General features: G+C 68.5%; 3 protein-coding genes. All 3 read right to left on the bottom strand.

Annotated features, from left to right (window positions below):
* Window positions 1-6: 6 nt before the first annotated feature.
* From AC3WLY_RS34705 to AC3WLY_RS34695, 3 genes are read right to left on the bottom strand one after another with little or no spacing between them, the layout of a single operon-like run.
* Window positions 7-13,416 (bottom strand): amino acid adenylation domain-containing protein, encoded by a 13,410-nt coding sequence (locus tag AC3WLY_RS34705; protein WP_492332754.1) that lies wholly within the window; start codon window positions 13,414-13,416, stop codon window positions 7-9.
* Window positions 13,413-16,736 carry a type I polyketide synthase gene (locus AC3WLY_RS34700; RefSeq protein ID WP_492310703.1) on the bottom strand — a complete coding sequence of 1,108 codons (3,324 nt, stop codon included), beginning with the start codon at window positions 16,734-16,736 and terminating at the stop codon, window positions 13,413-13,415. The genes AC3WLY_RS34705 and AC3WLY_RS34700 overlap by 4 nt, the downstream gene beginning before the upstream one ends.
* The gene (locus AC3WLY_RS34695; protein WP_492310704.1) at window positions 16,733-21,148 is read right to left on the bottom strand and encodes a beta-ketoacyl synthase N-terminal-like domain-containing protein; all 4,416 of its coding nucleotides are present in this window, start codon (window positions 21,146-21,148) and stop codon (window positions 16,733-16,735) included. Before AC3WLY_RS34695 ends, AC3WLY_RS34700 begins: the two co-directional genes overlap by 4 nt.
* Window positions 21,149-21,257 lie beyond the last annotated feature (109 nt).

The following is a 21,257-nucleotide window of genomic DNA, read 5'->3' as shown; positions in this document are numbered from 1 at the left end:
GGCTCCTTAGAATGCGCTGAGTTCGACGGTGGGTTGGCGGGCTTCGGCGTGCAGCGCGCGTTGTCCCAGGGTCAGGTTCCGGATGCGAACGCCCGGATTGGCAAGCACTTCCCCGATGACGGACGTCAGTTCGTCGGCGAGGCCTTGCACCAGGGCCTCGCTGAACCGCCCGGCGTGATAGACGACGCGGATCGCGAGGCCCTCGGCGCGCGGTTCGGCCAGGAACCAGAAGTCCGTCGCGGCTTCCGCGTCCGCGCCCTGCAGGTCGTGGTCCGGCAGTTCGGCGATGTGCACTTGTCCCGCGTAGCGATCGACGGCGCCTTGTCGCTGGTTCTGCAGCGTCAGGCCGATGTCGAAGAGCGGATTGCGCCCCGCAACGCGCTTGATGTGCAGCTCGTCGAGCAAGCGATCCAGCGGATACAGCGGGTGCGAGAACGCTTCAAGGGTGGTGTCCCGCACCCGGGTCAGCAGCGTGTCGAACCGATCGTCGCCAGCGACGCGATCGCGCAGCGCCAGCACGTTCAGGTAGGGGCCGACCTGCGACTCGAGTTCGGGCAGCTCGCGGCCCGCGACCGGCGTGCCGACGACGATGTCCTCCTGGCCGGAACGGCGGTAGAACAGCGCCTTGATGGCGGACAGCAGCGCGATGAACAAGGTCGCGCCGTGGCGCTTGCCGAGCGATTCCAGCGCCGTCGTCTCGGCGGCGGGCAGTTCGAATTGCCAGGATTTCCAGCTCAGCGCGGCCGGCTGCTCGAGGTCGCCCGGCAGTTCCAGCGCGCGCAGGCCGCCGCCCAGCTTGGTCAGCCAGTATTCCTTCATGCGTTCGCCGTCCGGCCCGGCGAGCAGGCGGTTCAGCCAGCCGGCGTAATCCTTGTACTGGATCGGGAGTGCGGGCAACGGATTGTCGCGACGCTGGACAAACGCGTCATAGATCGTCGACAGGTCGTCGAGCAGCACCTCCGTGGACCAGCCGTCGCTCACGATGTGATGCATCGTGCAGATGCAGACGTGACGGACTTCGGAGAGCCTGAGCAGCTTGACGCGGAAGAGCGGACCGGTGGCGAGATCCATCGGCGCGAGCCGTTCGCTCGCATGGATCGACATGGCCTGCGCATCGCGGTCCTCGGCATCCTGCAGATCCACGACCTCGACCGCGAAGGCGGCTTCGCCGGGCGGCAGCACTTGCTGGACCGGCTGATTGCCTGCCAGCACGAAACGCGTGCGCAAGATCTCATGACGTTCGCTCAACGCGCGGAGCGCCCGCACGAGCGCATCCACGTCCAGCACGCCCTCGAACAGCAGCGACGTGGGCAGCGGCCCGCCGGCTTGCGCCGCAGTGAGGCGATCCTGGACCCACAGCCGCGTCTGGGCGGGAGAGAGTTCGTAGTGCGCCTGCGCCGGCAGCGGCGTCACCGGCGCGTAATCGATCGGCTGCGTATCGGCGATGCGCTTCGCGAGGCTCGAAATGGTGGGGTGCGCGAACAGGCTGCGGATTTCCAGCTTCGCATGCAGATCGCGACGGATGCGCGCGACGACCTTCGTCGCGGAGAGCGAATTGCCGCCCAGCTCGAAGAAATTGGCGGTCGTGCTGATCCGCGCCTTGCCGAGCACTTCCTGCCAGATTGCCGTCAACTGCGCTTCGAGCGCGTTGACGGGCGCAACGTGGTCCAGGCCGTCGCCGGGTTCGGGCAGCCTGGCGCGATCGAGCTTGCCGTTGGGCAGATGCTCGAACGCGGGCACGACGACGAACGAGGAGGGCACCATGTAATCCGGCAGCCGCTGCCGCAGGTGGCCGCGCACCGCTTCGATCAGTTCGGCTTCGGGGTGCGACGAGCGCAGCCATGCGACGAGTCGCGCGCCGTCGTCCACGCCGCGCAGCGCCACGACGGCTGCGTCGACCAGCGGGTGCGAAGTCAACGCCGCCTCGATTTCACCGGGTTCGATGCGCAGGCCGCGCAGCTTGATCTGATGGTCGATGCGGCCGAGGAACTCGATGTTGCCGTCGGGCCGGTAGCGCGCGAGATCGCCGGTGCGGTAGAGACGTGCGTGCGGGTCGTTGGAGAACGGATCGGCGATGAACTTCTCGGCGCTCAGTTCGGGCTCGCCGTGGTAGCCGCGTCCGACCGGCGTGCCGCCGATCAGCAGTTCGCCCGCCACGCCGACCGGCACGGGCTGCAGCTGCGCGTCCACGATGTAGAGGCGGGTGTTGGCGATGGGCCGGCCGATCGGCACGATGCGGTGCGGGTCGTCGCGCCGGCATTCCCAAGCGGTCACGTCGACGGCGGCCTCGGTGGGGCCGTAGAGGTTGAACAGCGAAACGTCGAGGCGCGCGAGGCAGCGCTGCTGCAGGTCGAACGGCAGGGCCTCGCCGCTGCACACGACGCGGCGCAGCGACGTGCAGTGCGCGTCGAGGTCCGGATGGTCGAGAAAGGCGCGCAGCATCGACGGCACGAAATGGATCGTGGTGATCCGTTCGCGCTCGATGAGTTCGACCAGGTAGTCGGTCTCGCGCTGGCCGCCGGGGCGGGCGAACACGAGGCGCGCGCCGGTGATGAGCGGCCAGAAGAATTCCCAGACCGAGACGTCGAAGCTGAACGGGGTTTTCTGCAGCACGGCATCGTCGGCGTCGAGCGCGTAGGCGTGCTGCATCCAGAGGATGCGGTTGGTGATCGCGCGATGGGTGTTGAGCGCGCCCTTGGGCCGGCCGGTCGAACCGGAGGTGTAGATCATGTAGGCGAGGTTCTCGCCGTTCAGCGCAGGCGCGGGGTTGGACGCGGGCGCGGCATCGAGCTCGAGCGCATCGCGATCGACGACGATCACGCGGGCGTCGGTGTCGGGCAGCGCGTCAAGCAGATGCTGCTGGGTGAGGAGCCAGCGCAACTGCGCGTTGTCGATCATGAAGCGCACGCGCTCGGCGGGGTAGTCGGGATCGACGGGGACGTAAGCGCCGCCGGCCTTGAGGATGGCGAGCAGCGCGACGCTCATGTCGAGCGAGCGCTCCATCGCCACGCCGACGAGGGCGTCGGGAACGACGCCGAGTTCGATGAGGCGATGGGCGAGGCGATTGGCGCGCAGGTTGAGTTCGGCGTAGGTGAGCGCGCCGTCGTCGCAGACGGCGGCGACGGCATCGGGCGTGCGCTCGACCTGCTGTTCGAACAACCGATGCAGCGGTTGCGCGGCGTCGGCGCCGAAATCCATCTCGGTCCGGTTCCACTCGACAGTCAGCAGATCCCGCTCCGCATCGCTCAGCAACGGCAGCCGGGCAACGGCAGCCGACGCATCGTCCGTGAGACGCATCAGCAAGGTCCGGTAGATGGCGAGGAAACGTTGCACCGTGCTCGCGTCGAACAGATCGGTGTTGTAGTCGCAATCGATCAGGAGTTCCTGCCCTGCGTCGAGCACGTTGACGTTCAGATCGAACGCGGTATAGCGGATCAGCGGGGCCACGAGGCCGACCGTCAGGCCGGGCAGTTCGGGCAGTGCCGACACGGGTTCGAGGTTGAAGACCGCCGATACCAGCGGCGCGGCGTTGAGATCGCGCTGTGCGCCGATTTCGCGGACCAGCTCGGCGAACGGATAATCCTGGTGCTCGAGCGCATCGAGCAGGTTCTGCCGGGTGCCGGCCAGGAAGCTGGCCACGGTGGCCTGCTCGGGCAGCGTGGAGCGCAGCGGCAGCAGATGCGTGCAGTAGCCGGCGAGGCGATCGCTGCCGGCCACGGAGCGGCCGGTCACCGGGATGCCGGTGACGATCTCCTGCTGGCCGGCGATGCGGTGCAGGAACAGATTGAAGCCCGCGAGCAGCATCATGTAGAGCGTGCAGCCGTTCTGACGGGCGGCGGCGCGCAGCGACCCGGCCTCCGCCGCGTCCAGATGCAGGGACACGCGCTCACCGTGAAACGTCTTCACCGCGGGCCGGGGGTAGTCCAACGGAAGATTCAGCGGTTCGGCCCGGCGCGCGCATTGCTCGAGCCAGTACGCGCGATTCGCTTTCGTTTCCGGGCTGTGGCGCTGGCCGTCGAGCTGCTTCAGGTACTCGCGGAACTGCAGCGGCGCCGCGGCCGGTGCCGCACCGGCATACGCGCGGGCCAGATCCTCGAGCAGGATGCCGAACGTCGAGCCGTCGCAGATGATGTGATGGGCCGTCATCACCAGCAGGTGACGCTCGCTGTCCAGGCGCACGAGCGCGGCGCGAAAGAGCGGACCGTTCACCAGGTCGAACGGCTGGCGGCTTTCGTGGTCCCGCCACGCGTCCTGGTCCGTGTCGATCAGCGGAATCTGGAGTTTCAGCGACGGATGCACGATCTGGCCCGACCCGTCCGGCGTCAACGTGGTGCGCAGCGCTTCGTGCCGATCGACGAGACCCTGGACGGCCGCGCGCATCGCGGCCTCGTCGAGCCGGCCCTTCAGCTCGAGGGTGGTGTTGACGTTGTAGGCCAGCGATCCTTCGGGATCGACTTCCGACAGGATCCACAGCTGGCGTTGCGCTTCGCTCAGCGCGGCCACCGTGCCGTGCTTCGAGTGCGGCCGGATGAAACCGCCCCGGCGCAGGTCGGCGACGCTGTCCTTCACCGCCCGGATGAACCGGTCGATATCGGCATCCGTATGCGCGGTGGAGAGGAAGCAGGTGCGCCATTCCCAGATGTAGATGCCCTTTTCGAGCATGTGATAGAAGAACAGGTCGAGGTTCTCGGTGAATTCGAAGCGGAACATCGAGCCGAACCACGTGACCTTGATCGGCGCCTCGGCCTCCGCGAAGAACGCATTCAACGTCTCGGCGATTTGCGCGGTCCGTTCGTTGAGCGCGGCCTGCAGCGCCGGACCTTCCTGTTCGATCTTCTCCAGCACGGCCAGCGCGGCCGCCATCGCGAGCGGATACTGGCAGAACGTGCCGCCGAACGCGGTGCGATCCGCGGCGGGGAACGAGTGGTCGCCGTAGGTCCACATGCCGCCGTCGATGGCGTCCATGAAGCGGCTGGTGCCGGCGATGACGCCCAGCGGCAGGCCGCCGCCGATGATCTTGCCGTACGTCGCGAGATCGGCCCGGATGCCGAACATGGCCTGGGAGCCGCCCGGGTGGACGCGGAAGCCGGTGATCATTTCGTCGAAAATCAGCGCGACGCCGGCCTCCTCGGTGATGCGGCGCAACTCCTTGAGGAACGCGACGGGCTGCAGGGACGGGTTGCGGCTCTGCACCGGCTCCACCATCACGGCGGCGAGGGTCGACGCCATGCCGCGAATGGCCTCGAGCGCGGCGTCGCTGCCGTAGTCGAGCAGGATCATGTTCTCGACCGAACCGAACGGCACGCCGGGGGCGATGGTTTCCGTCACGCCTTCCGCGTTCGCCGCGGCGAGCGTGCCGTCGGCATGGCCGTGATACGAATGCGTGAACATCACGATCTTGTCGCGCCCCGTCACGGCGCGCGCGAGCCGCATGGCGGTCATGACGGCCTCGGTGCCGGTGTTCGAGAACGCCACGCGATCGAGGCCGGTGACGCGGGCAAAGCGCGCGGCCACTTCGCCGACGAGGCTGGAGCGCGCGCCCAGTTCGAGCGGGCGTTGCCATTCGCGGGTGACCTGCTGCTGGATGAAGTCCGGCGTATGACCGAACAGATGCACGCCGAAGCCCATCGTGAAATCGATGTACTCGTTGCCGTCGATATCCCACAGCCGCGAACCGGCCGCGCGATCGCCGACGATCGGATACAGCATCTCCTTGGTCGAAAAGCGGAAGCCGACCGTGGCACGGCTGTCGGCCAGCACCGGGCGGGACGCCTGCACCGAGTCCTTCGATTTCCGGGTGCGCGTCGTGTAGCGCACGATCAGCGCTTCGAGATGCTCCTGCTGCACGGCGGACAAGCCGCGCGCCCGCTGTTCGACCGGGCTGCCCCACGGCATCATCGGCTTGGACGGTCGATTGTCCGCCGCGGCCGCGGCCGCAGCTGCAGGCGCGGGCGCGGGCTTCGTTGCGGACGCGGCGGCCGGGACCGCGATCGCGGCCGTGGGTGCGACGCTCGCCGTGCTCGCGACGGCTTGTGCGGCGAGCGTCGTCGGCCGGACGCCGGCCTGGCCGGTCAGCGACGTGTGCAGCAGTTCCATCTGCTGGCTCATCACGCGGGACAGCAGCTGATTCTGCTCCCGCAACACGCGCTCGACCGTGGAGCCGCCTTCGGCCGCCACCCATTCCGCCGGGGCGGCGGCGAGCGGCGCAAGCACCTCCGCGGACTGCGCGACCGCGACCGCCGCCGTGGACGGCCCTGCGACGGACTCGGCCTCGGACGGCGCGGCGGCCGCCGGCAGATTGTCCGCGACATACTCGGCGAGCGCCTGCACCGTCGCCAGGTCTTCGAAGAAGCGGCGCATGGCCAGCTTCACGCCGTACTGCTTCTCGATGTGCCGGATGGCCTCGATCAGCACGATCGAGTCGGCGCCCATCTCCAGGAACGGCAGGTCGATGTTGATGGTGGCGGGATCGGCCTGGATCAATTCGCCGATCTTGCCGCGAAGCCATTCGAGAACCTCGCCGCTACGGTTGTGCGCCGGCGTGGCGGCGATGGGTGATGCGATTGTCTGAGTCATGGACGTGTCCGCTTTCTGGAACCAGGTACGGCTGCGTTGGAAGGGATAGGACGGCAATGCGACGCGCGTGGGCGCGGGTGTTTCGGTCGAGGCCCAATCGACATCGACGCCGCGGGCATACAGGCTCGACAGCGTTTCGACCAGCGCTTGCTGCTCGACTTGCGGCCGCTGCAGGCCAAGGAACTGGATCCCGGCGTCCGGCGCACAGCACGCGCGGGCCAGGTTGACGAGCACCGGCTTGGGGCCGATTTCTACCAGCACGTTGAAACCGGCTTCGGCGAGGCGCTCGACGCTGCTCGCGAACTGCACCGGCTCCCGGCAGTGACGGCGCCAGTACTCGCCGGTGGGCGCCTCGTCCATCACGGCGCCCGTGAGATTCGAATAGAACGGGATTGCCGGGCGCGCGACGCGCACGGCTTTCGCGACGGCCTGGAAGCGGTCCAGCATCGGCTCGACCAGCGGCGAGTGGAACGCGTGCGACGTATTGAGCAGCACGGACCGGATGTCCTGCGCGGCGAACGCGTCGACCAGCATCGCGATACGCTCGCGCTTGCCGGAGATCACGATGCTCGCCGGACCGTTGACGGCCGCCACCGCGACCTCGTGCGGATAGGCCTCGATCGCGCGCTCGACCGTCGCGAGGTCGGTGAAAATGGCCGCCATCTCGCCGTCGCGGGGCAACGCCTGCATCAGCCGGCCGCGTTCGGCGATCAGCCGCAGGCCGTCTTCCGGCGAGAAGACGCCGGCCGCGCAAGCCGCCGCGTACTCGCCGACGCTGTGGCCCATCACGGCGTCGGGCACCACGCCGAACGACGCCAGCAACGTGGTGAGCGCGAACTGCAGCGAGAACAGGGCCGGCTGGCTGTAGCCGGTCTGGTGGATCTCCTCGCCCTGGGCGGACAGCACCTCGAGCAACGGTTTGTCGAGCAGCGGATCGGCCACCGCGCGGCAGCGGTCGATGGCATCGCGGAACACCGGATACGCGTCGTACAGACGGCGGCCCATGCCGGCGTATTGCGAGCCCTGGCCGGTGAACAGGAATGCCATCTTCACGCGGGGGGCGGGCTGCGCCGCGCCGGCGGGTTCCTTCGCCTGGAACGCGCGCAGCTTGTCGATGGCGTCCTCGAGCGACGTCACCGGCAGCGCCAGCCGATGCGCGAAATGCGAGCGGCCGGTCGCCGCCGAAAACGCCACGGCCGCGATATCGAGACCCGGTTCGGCTTCGAGCCGCCGCTGATAGCGCCCGGCAAGCTCTCGCAATGCCGCCGGTGTCTTGGCCGACAGCACCAGCGGATGCACCTTGTGTTTCGACGGCGTCGCCGGCCGCACCGGCGCGGGCGCTTCTTCCAGCACCAGGTGGGCATTGGTGCCGCTCGCGCCGAACGCGCTGACGCCGGCTCGCCGTGGCCGCTCGCCGCGCGGCCACGCGCTCGCCTCGGCGCAGATCTCGAGCGGCAGCGCGTCCCACTGCACCAGCGGGCTCGGGTGGCGGAAATGCAGATGGGCGGGGAGGCGGTCGTGGTTCAGCGACAGCACGACCTTGATGACCCCCGCGATGCCGGCGGCGGATTCCGTGTGGCCGATATTGGTTTTCACCGAGCCGACGCGCAGCCGCCGGCCCCCGTCGCGGCCTTCGCCGAACACCGTCGCCAGCGCCTGCACCTCGACGGGATCGCCCAGCGGGGTGCCGGTGCCATGCGCTTCCACGTAATCGATGGACGCGGCGGGAAGCCCGCCCAGCGCCTGGCGGATCACGGCTTCCTGCGCGCGTCCGTTCGGCGCGGTAAAGCCGCTCGACGCGCCGTCGTGGTTGACGGCCGAGCCACGCAGCACGGCCAGCACGCGATCGCCCGCGGCAAGCGCATCGGACAGGCGCTTGAGCACCAGCGCGCCGCAGCCTTCGCTGCGCACGAAGCCGTCCGCCGCCGCGTCGAAGGTCTTGCATCGACCGTCCGGCGCCAGCGCCCGCGTGCGCGAGACGGCGATGGAGTTGTCCGGCGACAGGATCAGGTTGACGCCGCCCGCGATCGCGAGATCGCACTCGCCGGTGCGCAGATTCTGGCTGGCGGTATGGATCGCGGTGAGCGACGACGAGCAGGCGGTGTCGATCGCCATGCTCGGCCCCTGCACGCCCAGCCCATAGGAGATGCGGCCGGCCGCCGTGTTGAGCGGATTGCCGGTGAAGAAATAGCCGTCGATGCCGCTGCCGCCGCCGTTGCGAAGCTGCAGGTTCGCGTAATCGTTGGTGGTGATGCCGACGAAGACGCCGGTCCGGCTGCCCTTGAGACTGTCGACGGGAATGCCGGCATGCTCCAGCGCTTCATGACTGACTTCGAGCAACAGGCGCTGCTGCGGGTCCATCGCGGCCGCTTCGCGCGGCGTGATACGGAAAAAGGCCGGATCGAACTGATCGACGTCGTCGAGAAAACCGCCGAAGCGGCAGTACATGCGCCCCGGCGCTTCCGGATCGGGATCGTAGTACGCGTCGACATCCCAGCGCTCGCGCGGCACTTCGGAGATCGCATCCACCCCGTCGTTCAGCAGCCGCCAATAGGCGTCGAGATCGTGCGCGGCGCCCGGAAACCGGCAACTCATGCCGACGATGGCGATCGGTTCCGGCGTGCCGGCCTCGCGGGCCTCGATGGCCGGCGCGACCGCCCGCGGCTGCGCCGGCACGGCCTGCGTCGGCGCCGCGTGCGCGTCCGGCGCGGTGCCGGACGACTGCTCCGCCAGGAAATCCGCGAGGGCGTTGACCGTCGGATGATCGAACAACAGCGCGACCGACAACGGGATGCCCAGCGCTTTTTCGAGGTGCGTGCGCACGTCCAGCGCCATCAGCGAATCCATGCCCATCTCGAAGAAGCCGAGGTCGCGATCCAGCGTCCCCGCTCCGTAGCCGAGCACCTGGGCAACCGCGCGATCGATGCTGTCCGCCAGCAGGCGCTTTCGCTCGCGCGGCGATGCGCCGCTCAACGCCGGCATCGCCGGCGCGCCCGGCGGGCTTCCGCCCACCCGCACGCGGTCGAGGAACGGCTTGGGTCCGCGCGCCTCGTAGGAGCCCTGGAACAGCGCCAGGTCGATATCGACGACCGCCACCTGGGGCACGGCGGGGAGGTGATCCAGCACGTCGAGCGCGCGATCCGCCGCCAGCGAACGGATGCCGACACGCCGCAGCAGTGCTTCCGCCTCGGGGAACGTCATGCCGCCTTGCGCCCAGGGCCCCCAGTTCACGCTCAGGGCCGGCAGGCCCCGGCTGCGGCGATGATGCGCGAGCGCGTCGAGGAATCGATTCGCGGCACTGTAGTGCGCCTGCTCACGCGAACCCCACGCGGACGCGATCGACGAGAACAGGATGAAGAAATCGAGCGGGAAGTGCTCGCTTTGCTGATGGAGCAGCCACGCGCCGGCGACCTTGGGTTGCAGGACCGCGTCGAGCTCCTCGCGCTCGACCTGCATGATCGGCTTGTAGCCGACGATGCCGGCCGCATGCACGATGCCCCGCAGCGGCACGCCGTCGCGCCGGAGCGCGGCGAAAAAATCGGCGACCGCCACCGGGTCGGCGATATCGAGGCGCTCGCAGCGCAGCGACACGTTCCGCTCGCGCAGCTCGGCGATCGCCTGCCGGCTCTCGTCGCTCGCGGCGCCTTGCCGGCCGACCAGGATCAGCGTGCCTGCACCGCGCGCCGCCAGCCACCGGGCGGTGTGCAGCCCGAGCGCGCCGAACCCGCCGGTGATCAGGTAGGCCGCGTCCGGTTCGACCCGCAGCGCGGCCGTTTCGGCTTGCGCGAGCGGGCTCAGGCGCGCGGCATGGCGCGCGCCGTGCCGCAACGCCACCTGTTCTTCGCGGCTCTCGCCGAGCATCTCCTGAAGCAGCGCCTGCGTCTCGTCTTCCGGCGCGGCCGGATCGAGATCGATCGCGGTTCCGAACCATTCCGGATGCTCGATCATCGCCCCGCGTGCCAGGCCCGACAGCGCAGCCTGTGCGAACCCCGAGACGTGCGGCGCTGCGCCGGCTTCCACCGCGTCGCGCGTGACTACCCAGATCCTGGGCCGGGTCGAAGGCGTCCACTCGCGCTCGCTGCCGACCAGCGCATGCACGAGATGCAGCAGGGCAGTGGACATGCGCGTCTCGCCGACGGCTTCGTCCAGCGCCCATAGAAAGACGATGCGCTGGCCGGGGGCGGCGGTCTCGTTCAGCAATCGGACGAAATCGTCCGGCCGCTCGGGCGCGATCTGCCGGCCCGCTTCCGCGCCGGCGCCATGGTCAGGGCCGGGGCGCACCAGCGAGCAGGATGCGCCGCGCTCCCGCAGCAGCGCCGCGAGCCGCTCGCCGACACCGCTCGCGTCCGCGAAGATCAGCCACGGCGACGCGTCGGCGGCGAACCGGGCCGCCGGCAACGCGGCTTGCGGCTCCCACACCACGTGATAGAGCGGGTGAGCGGTCGGCGCGGCGGTTTCGGCGGGGGCGAACGCGGTCCTGAGCAGGTCCGGAAAGGCGTTCAGCACGTCCTCCGAGTACTTGCCCGACGACTTGAGGTGCCGCAACGCTTCGTCGATGCTGCCGGCATCCATGCCGACGATCGGCGACTGGATCTGCTCCAGGCTGAAGCGCTGCCGCTCGAACGGGTAGTTCGGCAGGGTCGTGGCGGGCTGGGCGGGCGCTGGGAACAGCGCGCTCCAGTCGAACTGCCAGCCCTGCACGTACCGCACTGCGAGTGCGCGCTCCAGTGCATCGCCGGCGCATGGCGGCGGCAGCCAGCCGTCGACGAGCCCCTCCGGCGCGTGCGGCGCGTCGGCTTGCTCCGACGCCCCGGCAAGCTGCAGCCAGTACTGCGGATGCGTCACCTCGTCGGTCACTTCGGCACCGAGGCAGCCGGAGATCAGGCGGACCGACGGCCGTGCGAGCGGCGTGTCCTGAAGCGCGGCGCGCAACGCTTCGGCATCCGACCGGGCGGCCACGAGGCGCAGCGCGTCGGCAACGCTCACGACGCCCGCCACGCAGGCCGCGACATATTCGCCGACGCCGTGGCCCGACACGACGGACGGGTGGATGCCCCATCCCTTCCACAGTTCCGCCCACGCGAACTGGATCGCGAAACGGCCCGCGTCGGTATCGAGTGCCTCCAGCGGCACCGCGCAACGCGCGAACGCGTCGCGGAACAGCGGTTCCGACGCGTGGAGCTCGCGCGCGACGCCGGTGTCCGGCGCGCCGAACCTGAAGCCCATGCGCAACGCCTTGCCCGTGCGTGCCGCGGCCGCCGACGCTTCCCTCACGCCCGACACATAGGCCGCGCGAAACGGATAGTGACTCCGTCCGGTGGCCGCGGCGCGGCAGATGGCGGCCAGCTCCCGCGGCGTCGCGCCGGCGATCGCGCGCTCGTAGCGTTGCGCGAGCGCCGCCAGCGCCGCTTCGGATTTGGCCGACAGCAGCAGCAGCCCGCGCTGCGCTGCGTGCGCCGGCGCGACGGGCGGTTCCTCGACGATCGCGTGGGCATTGGTGCCGCTGAATCCGAACGCGCTCACCCCGGCGATTCGCCTGCGTTCCCCGCGCCGCCACGCGACCGGATCGGCCGCGACGCGGATCGGGATGTCCTGCCACGGCGTATGCGGATTGGGCTGCGTGAAATGCAGGTGCGCCGGAATCCGGTCGTGCTCGAACGACAGCAGGACCTTGATCAGGCCGGCGATGCCGGAGGCCGATTCCAGATGCCCGATATTGGTCTTGACCGAACCGATCACGAGCGGCTCGGTCGCCGCGCGCCCGGGGCCGTAGACGCCGGCCAGCGCTTCGACCTCGATCGGGTCGCCGAGGGACGTCCCGGTACCGTGGGCCTCGACATAGGAGACGTCGCCGGGCGCGAGGCCGGCCTGGTTCAGTGCGCGGCGGATCACCCGTTCCTGCGAATCGCGGCTCGGAACGGTCAGCCCGCCGCCCGCGCCGCCCTGGTCGACCGCCGTGCCGCGCACGATGCCGAGCACCCGGTCGCCGTCGGCGAGCGCGTCGGCGAGGCGCTTGAGCACCACCATGCCGCACCCTTCGCCGCGCACATAGCCGTCCGCCGCCGCGTCGAAGGTCTTGCAGCGTCCGTCCGGCGACAGCATGCGCGCTTGCGAGAAACTGACCATCACCTCGGGCGACAGCATCAGGTTGACGCCGCCCGCGAGCGCCATGTTGCTTTCCCGCGAGCGCAGGCTTTCGCAGGCCAGGTGCAGGCAGACGAGCGACGACGAGCAGGCGGTATCGATCGCCATGCTCGGGCCGGTGAGGCCCAGCACGAACGACAGCCGGCCCGCGGCCATGTTCAGCGCGCTGCCCGTGCCGGCGTAGCTGCTCGACGGCATCGACGCATTGGACACCTGGATCGCATGATCGAAGCAGGTAATGCCGACGTACACGCCCGTGGCGGATTGCCGGAAGCGCTCGGGCGCGAGATGGGCGTTCTCGAGCGCCTCCCAGGCCACTTCGAGCAGGAGCCGTTGCTGCGGATCGAGGTAGGTCGCTTCGCGCGGCGCGATCCCGAAGAACGCCGCGTCGAATTGATCCACACGTTCGAGAAAGGCGCCGTGGCGGGTCGCCATCTTGCCGGGCGTGGACGGATCGGGGTCGTAATAGCGATCGATGTCCCAGCGTTCGCCCGGCACTTCGGTGACGGCATCGCGCGCGTCGTCGAGCAACTGCCAGAACGCGTCCGGCGTATCGCTGCGGCCGGGGAAGCGGCAAGCCATGCCGATGACGGCGATCGGCTCGTTGCGGTCCGAACGCAGCGCCGCGATTTCCGCGCGCCGCAGGCGCAGTTCGTCGAGCGCGGCTTTCAGTGCATGCGTGGCCTTGGCGTTCATTGGGCGCCGATCTCCTGGGCAATCAGTTCGGAAAGGTCGTCCTCGTCGAGGTCGTCGGATGCTTTATCGACGACAGGCGCGGGGAGCGACGGCGACAGTTCGTCGAGAACGAACCGGGCGAGCGTTTGCAGGTTCGGATAGGAAAAGAACAGCGTCGCGCGAAACGGCCTTCCGAACACCTTGGTGAGGCGGTCGGTCAGTTCGAGCGCGATCAGCGAATCCAGGCCGAGATCGAGCAGCGATTGCTCGGGCGCAATGGCGTCGGGGCCGGAGAGCCGCAGCGTTTCGGCCAGCATCTTCGCGAGCGTGTCGGTGACGAGCTCGATCCGCTCGCGCGGCGCGCACGCATGCAGCTGGCGCAGCAATGCCGTCTCTTGCTGCGCAGGCTGCGCGGCCGGTTGCGCCAGTTCGGAAAACAGCGCCGACCCGGCGGCCGGCGCATCGACCCGGAACAGGGTCGGCCAGTCGATGCGCGCCACCCCGGACTGGGCGACGCCCGACGCCATCAGCCGTTCCAGCGTCGCGATGGCCAGTTCGGGCGGCAGCGTGCCGACGCCGAGCGCAGCCAGTTGTTCGTGCGCGCGCCGTCCGTAGTCGGTGGCGGCATGGCCGATGTCCGCCCACGGCCCCCAATTGACGCTGAGCCCCGGTTTCCCCTGCGCGCGCCGATGCTGCGCGAGGGCGTCGAGGAAGCTGTTCGCCGCCGCGTAGTTGCCCTGGCCCGGCATGGTGATCAGCGCGGCCATCGACGAGAACAGGACGAAATGGTCGAGCGGCAAGTCGGCCGTCAGCTCGTGCAGATACCAGGCGCCGTCGGCCTTGCCGCTTCCGGCGCGATGGAAGAAGTCGTCGTCCTGGCGCGTCAGCAGCGCATCGTCGAGCGCGCCGGCGAGGTGAAAGACCCCCTTGAGCGGCGGCATCGAACGCGCGATTTCGCCGAGCGCTTGCGCGACGTCCTCGCGACGCGACAGGTCGGCGCGAACGAACTGCGCGTCGAGCGTCCGCAGGATTTTCTCGGCTGCCGGGGAGGGTGCGCCGCGCCCGAGCAGTACGACTTTGCCGGCGCCGTTGGCGGCGAGCCAGGACGCGAGCCGCAGGCCGAGCCCGCCGAGCCCGCCGGTCACCAGATAGGTCGCGTCATGGTGGAACCTGATCGGACGGTGGCTGACGAATTCGCGATCGTCGCGGGCGATACGCGCGACGTAGCGCTGTCCGCGGCGAAACGCGATCATGTCTTCACGGCCGCCGGCCTGTACCGCTTGCACGATGTGCGCCGCTGACGGCTGTGCGGGATCGAGGTCGACCAGCCCGCCCCACATCGCCGCGTGCTCCACGGCGATCGCGCGGCCCAATCCCCACAGGGGGGCCTGCGCGACGGCGGTCGATTCGCCGTCCAGCACATTCATCGCACCCGACGTCACCAGCCACAGACGCGCCTGCCGGGCTGCCGGTGCGCGTGACGCGAGCGCCCTGACCAGTTGCAGCACGCTCGCGCTGGCACGTCGTCTCGATTCGATGTCGGCGGGCGCGAGATCGAGACTCCACAGGTGAATGACGCCCTTCAGCGGCCGGTCGAGCGCGGGCAGTTCCGGCGTCGCGTCGGCGAAGCGCAGCGTGCACGTATCGCCGGCGCTCTCCAGCAGGCCGGACAGTTGCGCGCCGACGCCGCCACGGTCCGCGAGAATCAGCCACTCGCCCTGCGCCGAACCGCCGGTTGCCGCGTCGACGCTCGACGGTCTCCAGACGCGCCGATAAAGCAGCGCGGACAAGTCGTGCCGCTCGACGGTTCGCCCGGAACGCACATGCTGCAACCGCAGCGCATCGATCTCGATCAGCGGTCGCCCGGCGAGGTCGTGGACGCGGATATCGCCCTCCAGCGCGCCTTGCCCGATTGGCTTGCGCAGCGTGGCGTGACTCCACGCATCTGCTGACGACGGCGGCTGATGAACCCGTACCGCGCCGATCGAACTGGGCAGGTACAGGTCGCCCGCCTCCAGCGCGCCCGGATCGATGGCGGCGGCGAGCACGCGGCTGCACGCGTCGAGAAAAGCGGGGTGCACCTGGTATTGCGACGATGCCAGCGCGTCCGCCGGCAGGCTGATTTTCCCCAGCGCCTCGCCGGCCGTGCGCCAGATCTGCTGGATTGCGTTGAACGCGCCGTCGATCTGCACGCCGTGCTGCCGGATTTCGCCATTGAAGTCGGCGCCCGAAGTCGTTTCGGTGCAGCGGGCCTGCACCGCAGCGGCATCGAATCTCGACGGCGCGGCGGATCGCCTGGGGGCGCACATCTCCCGTAGTCGACGCAGCTGCGGAAGATTGCCGAGGATCAGCTCGACCGGCGGACCGAAATCGAGCAGGCAGGCCACTTCGTCCACGCCGATCGACTCGAGATCCCGCACCAGTTCGACGCAGGTTTCCGGCGTGCCGATGAGGCCGCGCGATTGCGCGAAGCGTTCATAGAGAAACTCGACGAACTCGTCCAGTTCGCGCGCGCCCATCGCGCGCACGTCCACCGACTGGCCGCGGCTCTGCGCCAGCCCGTTCAACAGCCCGATATTGCTGCGGATGTAGTTGCAGAACGGCGCGCGCGCCTGCTCGCGCACGCGCGCCGCATCGTCGCCGACGAACGTGTGCAGCATCACGGACACGGTGCCGGCCGCCGGATCGAAGCCATGCTTTGCGCGCGCGTCGCGGTAGAGGGCGATCTTGTGCGCGAGCTGGTCCCGATCCTGGTCGAGCACGTGGGTCAGCAGGTTGGCGCCGACTTCGCCGGCGCGCACGAAGGTCTGCGGATTGCTCGCGGCAGTCACCCAGACGGGCAGTTCCGGCTGCACCGGCGTCGGATAGATGCGCAACTGCACCGGCTTGCCGACGCCGTTCTTCGCATCCAGCGACCCGCCGCGCCACAGATGCTGGACGGCGCGCATCGTGGTCAGCATGTCGTCCTGCCGGGTCGCGTATTTGTCCGGCGCGAACACGAAGTCGTCCGGATTCCATCCGGACGCGAACGACACGCCCACGCGGCCGTTCGACAGGTTGTCCACCATGGACCATTCTTCCGCGATCCGGATCGGGTTGTGCAGCGCTGCGACCACGCTGCCCGCGACCAGCTTCACGCGTCGGGTGGCAGCGGCAAGCGCGGCGTGAAGGACAGCGGGATTCGGGTACAGCGAGCCGAATTCGGTGAAATGGCGCTCCGGCACCCAGACGCTGGAAAACCCGTTCGCATCGGCGAAACGCGCGCTTTCCATCACGAGCTGGTACTTGTTGCCGGACAGCGCTTCTTCACTGCTGGCGAAGAACATCAGGCCGAATTTCATGCGTGGCTCCGATCCGATTCGTGAATTTCGGCACTCGCGCACATCTGCCATGTCGCGGCGGCGCTGGTGTCCTCGATCCGGTGATAGACGGCAAACGAAAACGGTCCCCAGGACTGGCGGCTCAGCACGGTCTGCACGGTGCACGATTCATGCGGATGCAGCGGCAACGGCGCATGCAGTGCGAGGTCCTTCAACGTGGTATGGCTGGCGGCGCCGATTTCCGAAGTTGCCGCCAGCGCCATTTCCACATAGGCGGAATAGGGCAGCACGGGCGATCCCTTGACGCGATGACCGCTGAGAAAGGTGGTTGCCGGAGCGTCAAGACGCGACTGCCAGATCCACGTGGCCGGCGAATGCGCGTGCGGCTCCATGAGGCGCCCGAGCAACGGATGCCGAGGCGCGCGTGGACTGATCCAGAAGCCGCGACGCTCGAACGGGTAGGTCGGCAGGGCGAGCCGGCGGCGCGGGGCGTCCTGCTCCACGGCATCCCAGTTGATGGACGCGCCGCGTACGTAGAGCTCGGCGAGCGTGTGCAGGATCGTGTCCCACGCGGCCGTATGCGCGCCGATTTCGATCACGATGCCGGGGTTTCCCGCCGCACCGCCGTCCGGCGCCTGCGGCACGCCCGCCAGCGAGGCTGCGGCGCGATGCCCGTCGCCCGTGCTGCTGACGGCGAGCGGCGTAATGCCGAAGGACATCCACAGTTGCGCGAGCGCGCGCTGGAATGCCGTGAACCCGGCTTCGGTGGAGACGTGCCCGGGCGCGTCGGATTGCCGCTGCATCAGCGAGCCGAAGGCGGGGCTGGCTGAACGCAATTGCCGAACCGCGTCGGCGCTGCCGCCGTCGTCGGCGCAAAAGTGGAAGGTCACCGCAGGCGGTGTTTCGGCGGGCTCGCCGGCCGAAACGGCGTCCAGTTGCGAACGCAACGTATCGAGACTCGATGCGACGACGGCCGCTCGCCGCGTGAAATGGGTGCGCCCGGTATTTGCCGTGAACGCGACATCCCGCACGCGCACCTCGGGATGGGCGTCGAGATACGCCGCATACGACGCCGCCAGCGCTTGCAACGCTTCGGGCGTGCGCGCGGAAAGCGTCACGACGCGCGCCGCGGGCGCCGCCGAGTCGGCTTCGATCTCCCCGGGCCGTGGGGCTTCGGACAGGATCATGTGCGCATTGGTGCCGCCGAAGCCGAACGAGCTCACGCCGGCCATGCGCGGCCCGTGTTCCCGATGCCAGCGCGTGACCTGCTGCGGAATACGGAACGGCGTGCCGTCGAGCGCGATTTGAGGATTGATCGACCGGAAATGGAGGTTCGGCGGAATGGCACGATGGTGTAGCGCAAGGGCGGTCTTGATCAGGCTGGCGATGCCCGCCGCCGACTCCAGATGGCCGATGTTGGTCTTGACCGAACCGATCCAGCAGTGATCGTCCGGCCGACGAGATTCGCTGAGGACCGCCGCCAGCGAGTTCAACTCGATCGGGTCTCCGAGCGGCGTTCCCGTACCGTGCGCTTCGACGAAGCCGATGTCCTGCGCGCGTACGCCGGCATCGCGCAGCGCGCTGCGAATCACGGCCTGCTGGGCCGGGCCATTGGGCGCGGTCAGGCCATTGCTGCGTCCATCCTGATTCACCGCGGAGCCGCGGATCACGGCGAACACGGTGTCGCCGTTCTCGAGCGCATCGTCGAGCCGCTTGAGCAGCACCATGCCCACGCCTTCGCCGCGCACATAGCCGTTGGCTGCCGCATCGAACGCCTTGCATCGGCCGTCCGGCGAAAGCATGCCCGATTGCGTGAACGAGGCGCTCAATTGCGGCGCCAGAATCAGGTTGACCCCGCCGGCAAGCGCCGCATCGGACTCGCCGCGCTGCAGCGCGCGGCACGCCTGATGAACCGCGACGAGCGAGGACGAACACGCGGTATCGACCGCCCAGCTCGGGCCGCGCAAATCGAGCGTGTAGGAAATGCGGTTGGCGGCGACGCTGAGCGCATTGCCGGTCGCGACATAAGGGCCGACATCCGCGACTTCTTCCTGCGCCAGACGGATGTAGTCCGAATTGCTGATGCCCACGATGACCGCGGTGCGTCCGCCGGCGAGACTCCGGGGCGCGATCCCCGCATGCTCGAGCGTCTCCCACGCAACCTCGAGAAGCAGACGCTGTTGCGGATCCATCGATTCGGCTTCGCGGGCGCTGATGCCGAAGAACGCCGCATCGAACAGATCGACCTGTTCCAGCAGTCCGGTGGGCGGAAGGTCGCCGGCGCGCCGCTGCGACGCGCCGACCGCGTCCCGGCCCTCCTGCAGAAGCTGCCAGAATGCGTCGGGATGACTGGCGCCGGGGAAACGGCATCCCATGCCGACGATCGCGATATCCGCGCGTGCTTCGGCCGAACCGGGCGCCTGGTCCGGCATGGCATTCCCGGTGCCGCTCAAATGGCGCGCGAGCAGGGCAATACTCGGAAAATCGTAGACGACGGTAGGGGAAACCGGCAGCCCGAGCCAGTCCTGCAACTCGCCCGAGAGCATGATGGCGTCCTTCGAATCGAGCCCATAGATGCTGAACGGCGCGTCGGGGTCGATATTGCCGGAATCGATTCCCGACAGACGCGAGACACGCTCGACGCACCATTGCACCAGCGCTTGCGTGTCGCGTGCCGCTGTCGCGAAGGGCGCGACCTCCGGGGAAAACGAACGCCGCCACTCGCCCGCGATCGCGAGCCCCTGTTCATCGAGGAATGCCTGTCTGATTCGGCTCCTCTGGATTTTTCCGCTGGACGTGCGCAGGATCGTGGCGGGCTTCAACAGGATCGCCGCATACAGATCGACGTCATGCTCTTCGGCGAGCTTGCGCCGGATCTCCGCGGCGACGGCTTCGGCGTTCAGGGTGTTGAGCGCTTCCCGGCGCACTTCGCATGCGATAACGACCCGCTCCACGTCATCGACGTTGATCGAGAAAGCCGCCGACGCGTTGGGCGACAGCGCGGGGTGGCTTCCTTCGGCGGATTGCTCGAGATCCTGCGGGTAGTGATTGCGGCCGGCGACGATGATGAGGTCTTTCAAACGGCCGGTGACGAAGAGGTTATCGCCATCGACGAAGCCGAGATCGCCCGTGCGCAGGTAACGCGCGTCATCGCCATCCAGCTTCGCGCGAAAGGTGCGCTCCGTTTCCTCGACGCGGTTCCAGTAGCCGACGCCGACGCTCGGGCCCGTCAACCAGATTTCGCCGATCCGGTCGGGCGGGCAGCGCTCACCGGTATCCGGATTCACGATCTGCAGGCGGTGCTCCGCCCAGGTCCGACCGCATGAGACCAGCGCGTGGCGCTTGCCGCGGTCGCTTCTCGTCGCCACGCCTCGTGCCAGGTCGTCGGCGTCGTAGTCCGCCACGAGCGGCAGCGAGCGTGCCGGCTGACCGGAGATGAACAAGGTCGCCTCGGCCATGCCGTAGACCGGGCGCATGGTTTGCGCGTGGAAGCCGCACGCGGCGAATGCGCGCGAAAAACGTGCTACCGACTCCGCGCGCACCGGTTCAGCGCCGTTGAATGCCACCCGCCAGCTGCTCAGATCCAGTTGCGCGCGGGCTTCATCGGATATTTTGCGCGCGCACAGGTCATACGCGAAATCCGGCGCGGCGCAATGCGTGCCGCGATACTTCGTGATTGCCTGCAGCCAGCGGATGGGCTTCTGCACGAACGCCGCGGGCGCCATCAGCACCGACAGCACACCGAGATAGATCGGCAGCAGCACCTTCCCGAAAAACCCCATGTCGTGAAACACCGGGAGCCAGCTGACGAACACCGTCGACGCATCGGCATCGCTCGCCTCGGCGATGACCGCCATATTGCTCAGGATGTTCGCGTGGCTGATCATCACGCCTTTTGGCGTACCGGTGGAGCCTGACGTGTATTGCAGAAGCGCCAGCGTCTGCGGCGTGATTTCCGGTGCGCGCCATTGTTCGGCCGGTGCGTCGAAGCTCTGGTCCGTCGCCAGGATCTTCAGTTCCAGCGTGTCGGAATAGCCGTCCGCGCGATGCATCATGCCGTCGAGCGTGGCTGCGTCGGTCAGCGCGACGACCGGCCCGGCGTCGGCGACGATGGCCTTGAGACGATCCGCGGGACGATGCCTGCGCGGAGGATAGGCAGGCACGCCGATCAGGCCGGCGTACAGGCATCCCACCCATGCGCAGATGAATTCCAGTCCGGGCGGATAGACCAGCAGGACGCGATCGCCCGGTTGCGCCATGCCTTGCAGCCTGGCGGCGATGCCGCGAGCCCGCTTGTCCAGGTCGCCGAACGTGAGTCGAGTCAGTTCCGATTCGCCGTTCTCGAGAAAAATGAATGCCGTCTTCTCCGGTTCGACCTTGCCGCGAAATATCAATATTTCCGTAACAGTCCTGAATTTTGTATCGGGAAGCATGCTCAACCTTCGTTGTCTGCCAAACGTTGAATTCATCAGGACCATTTGCGGCGATCCCGCCAAGCTTGCTTGTTGAATTGGATGGTATTGAAATTAGAGCATCGCTCTA

Source organism: Burkholderia sp. FW306-1C-G01B (assembly GCF_058781685.1).
The sequence above is the reverse complement of the archived record's forward strand: the minus strand, read 5'-3'. Positions and strand labels throughout refer to the sequence as shown.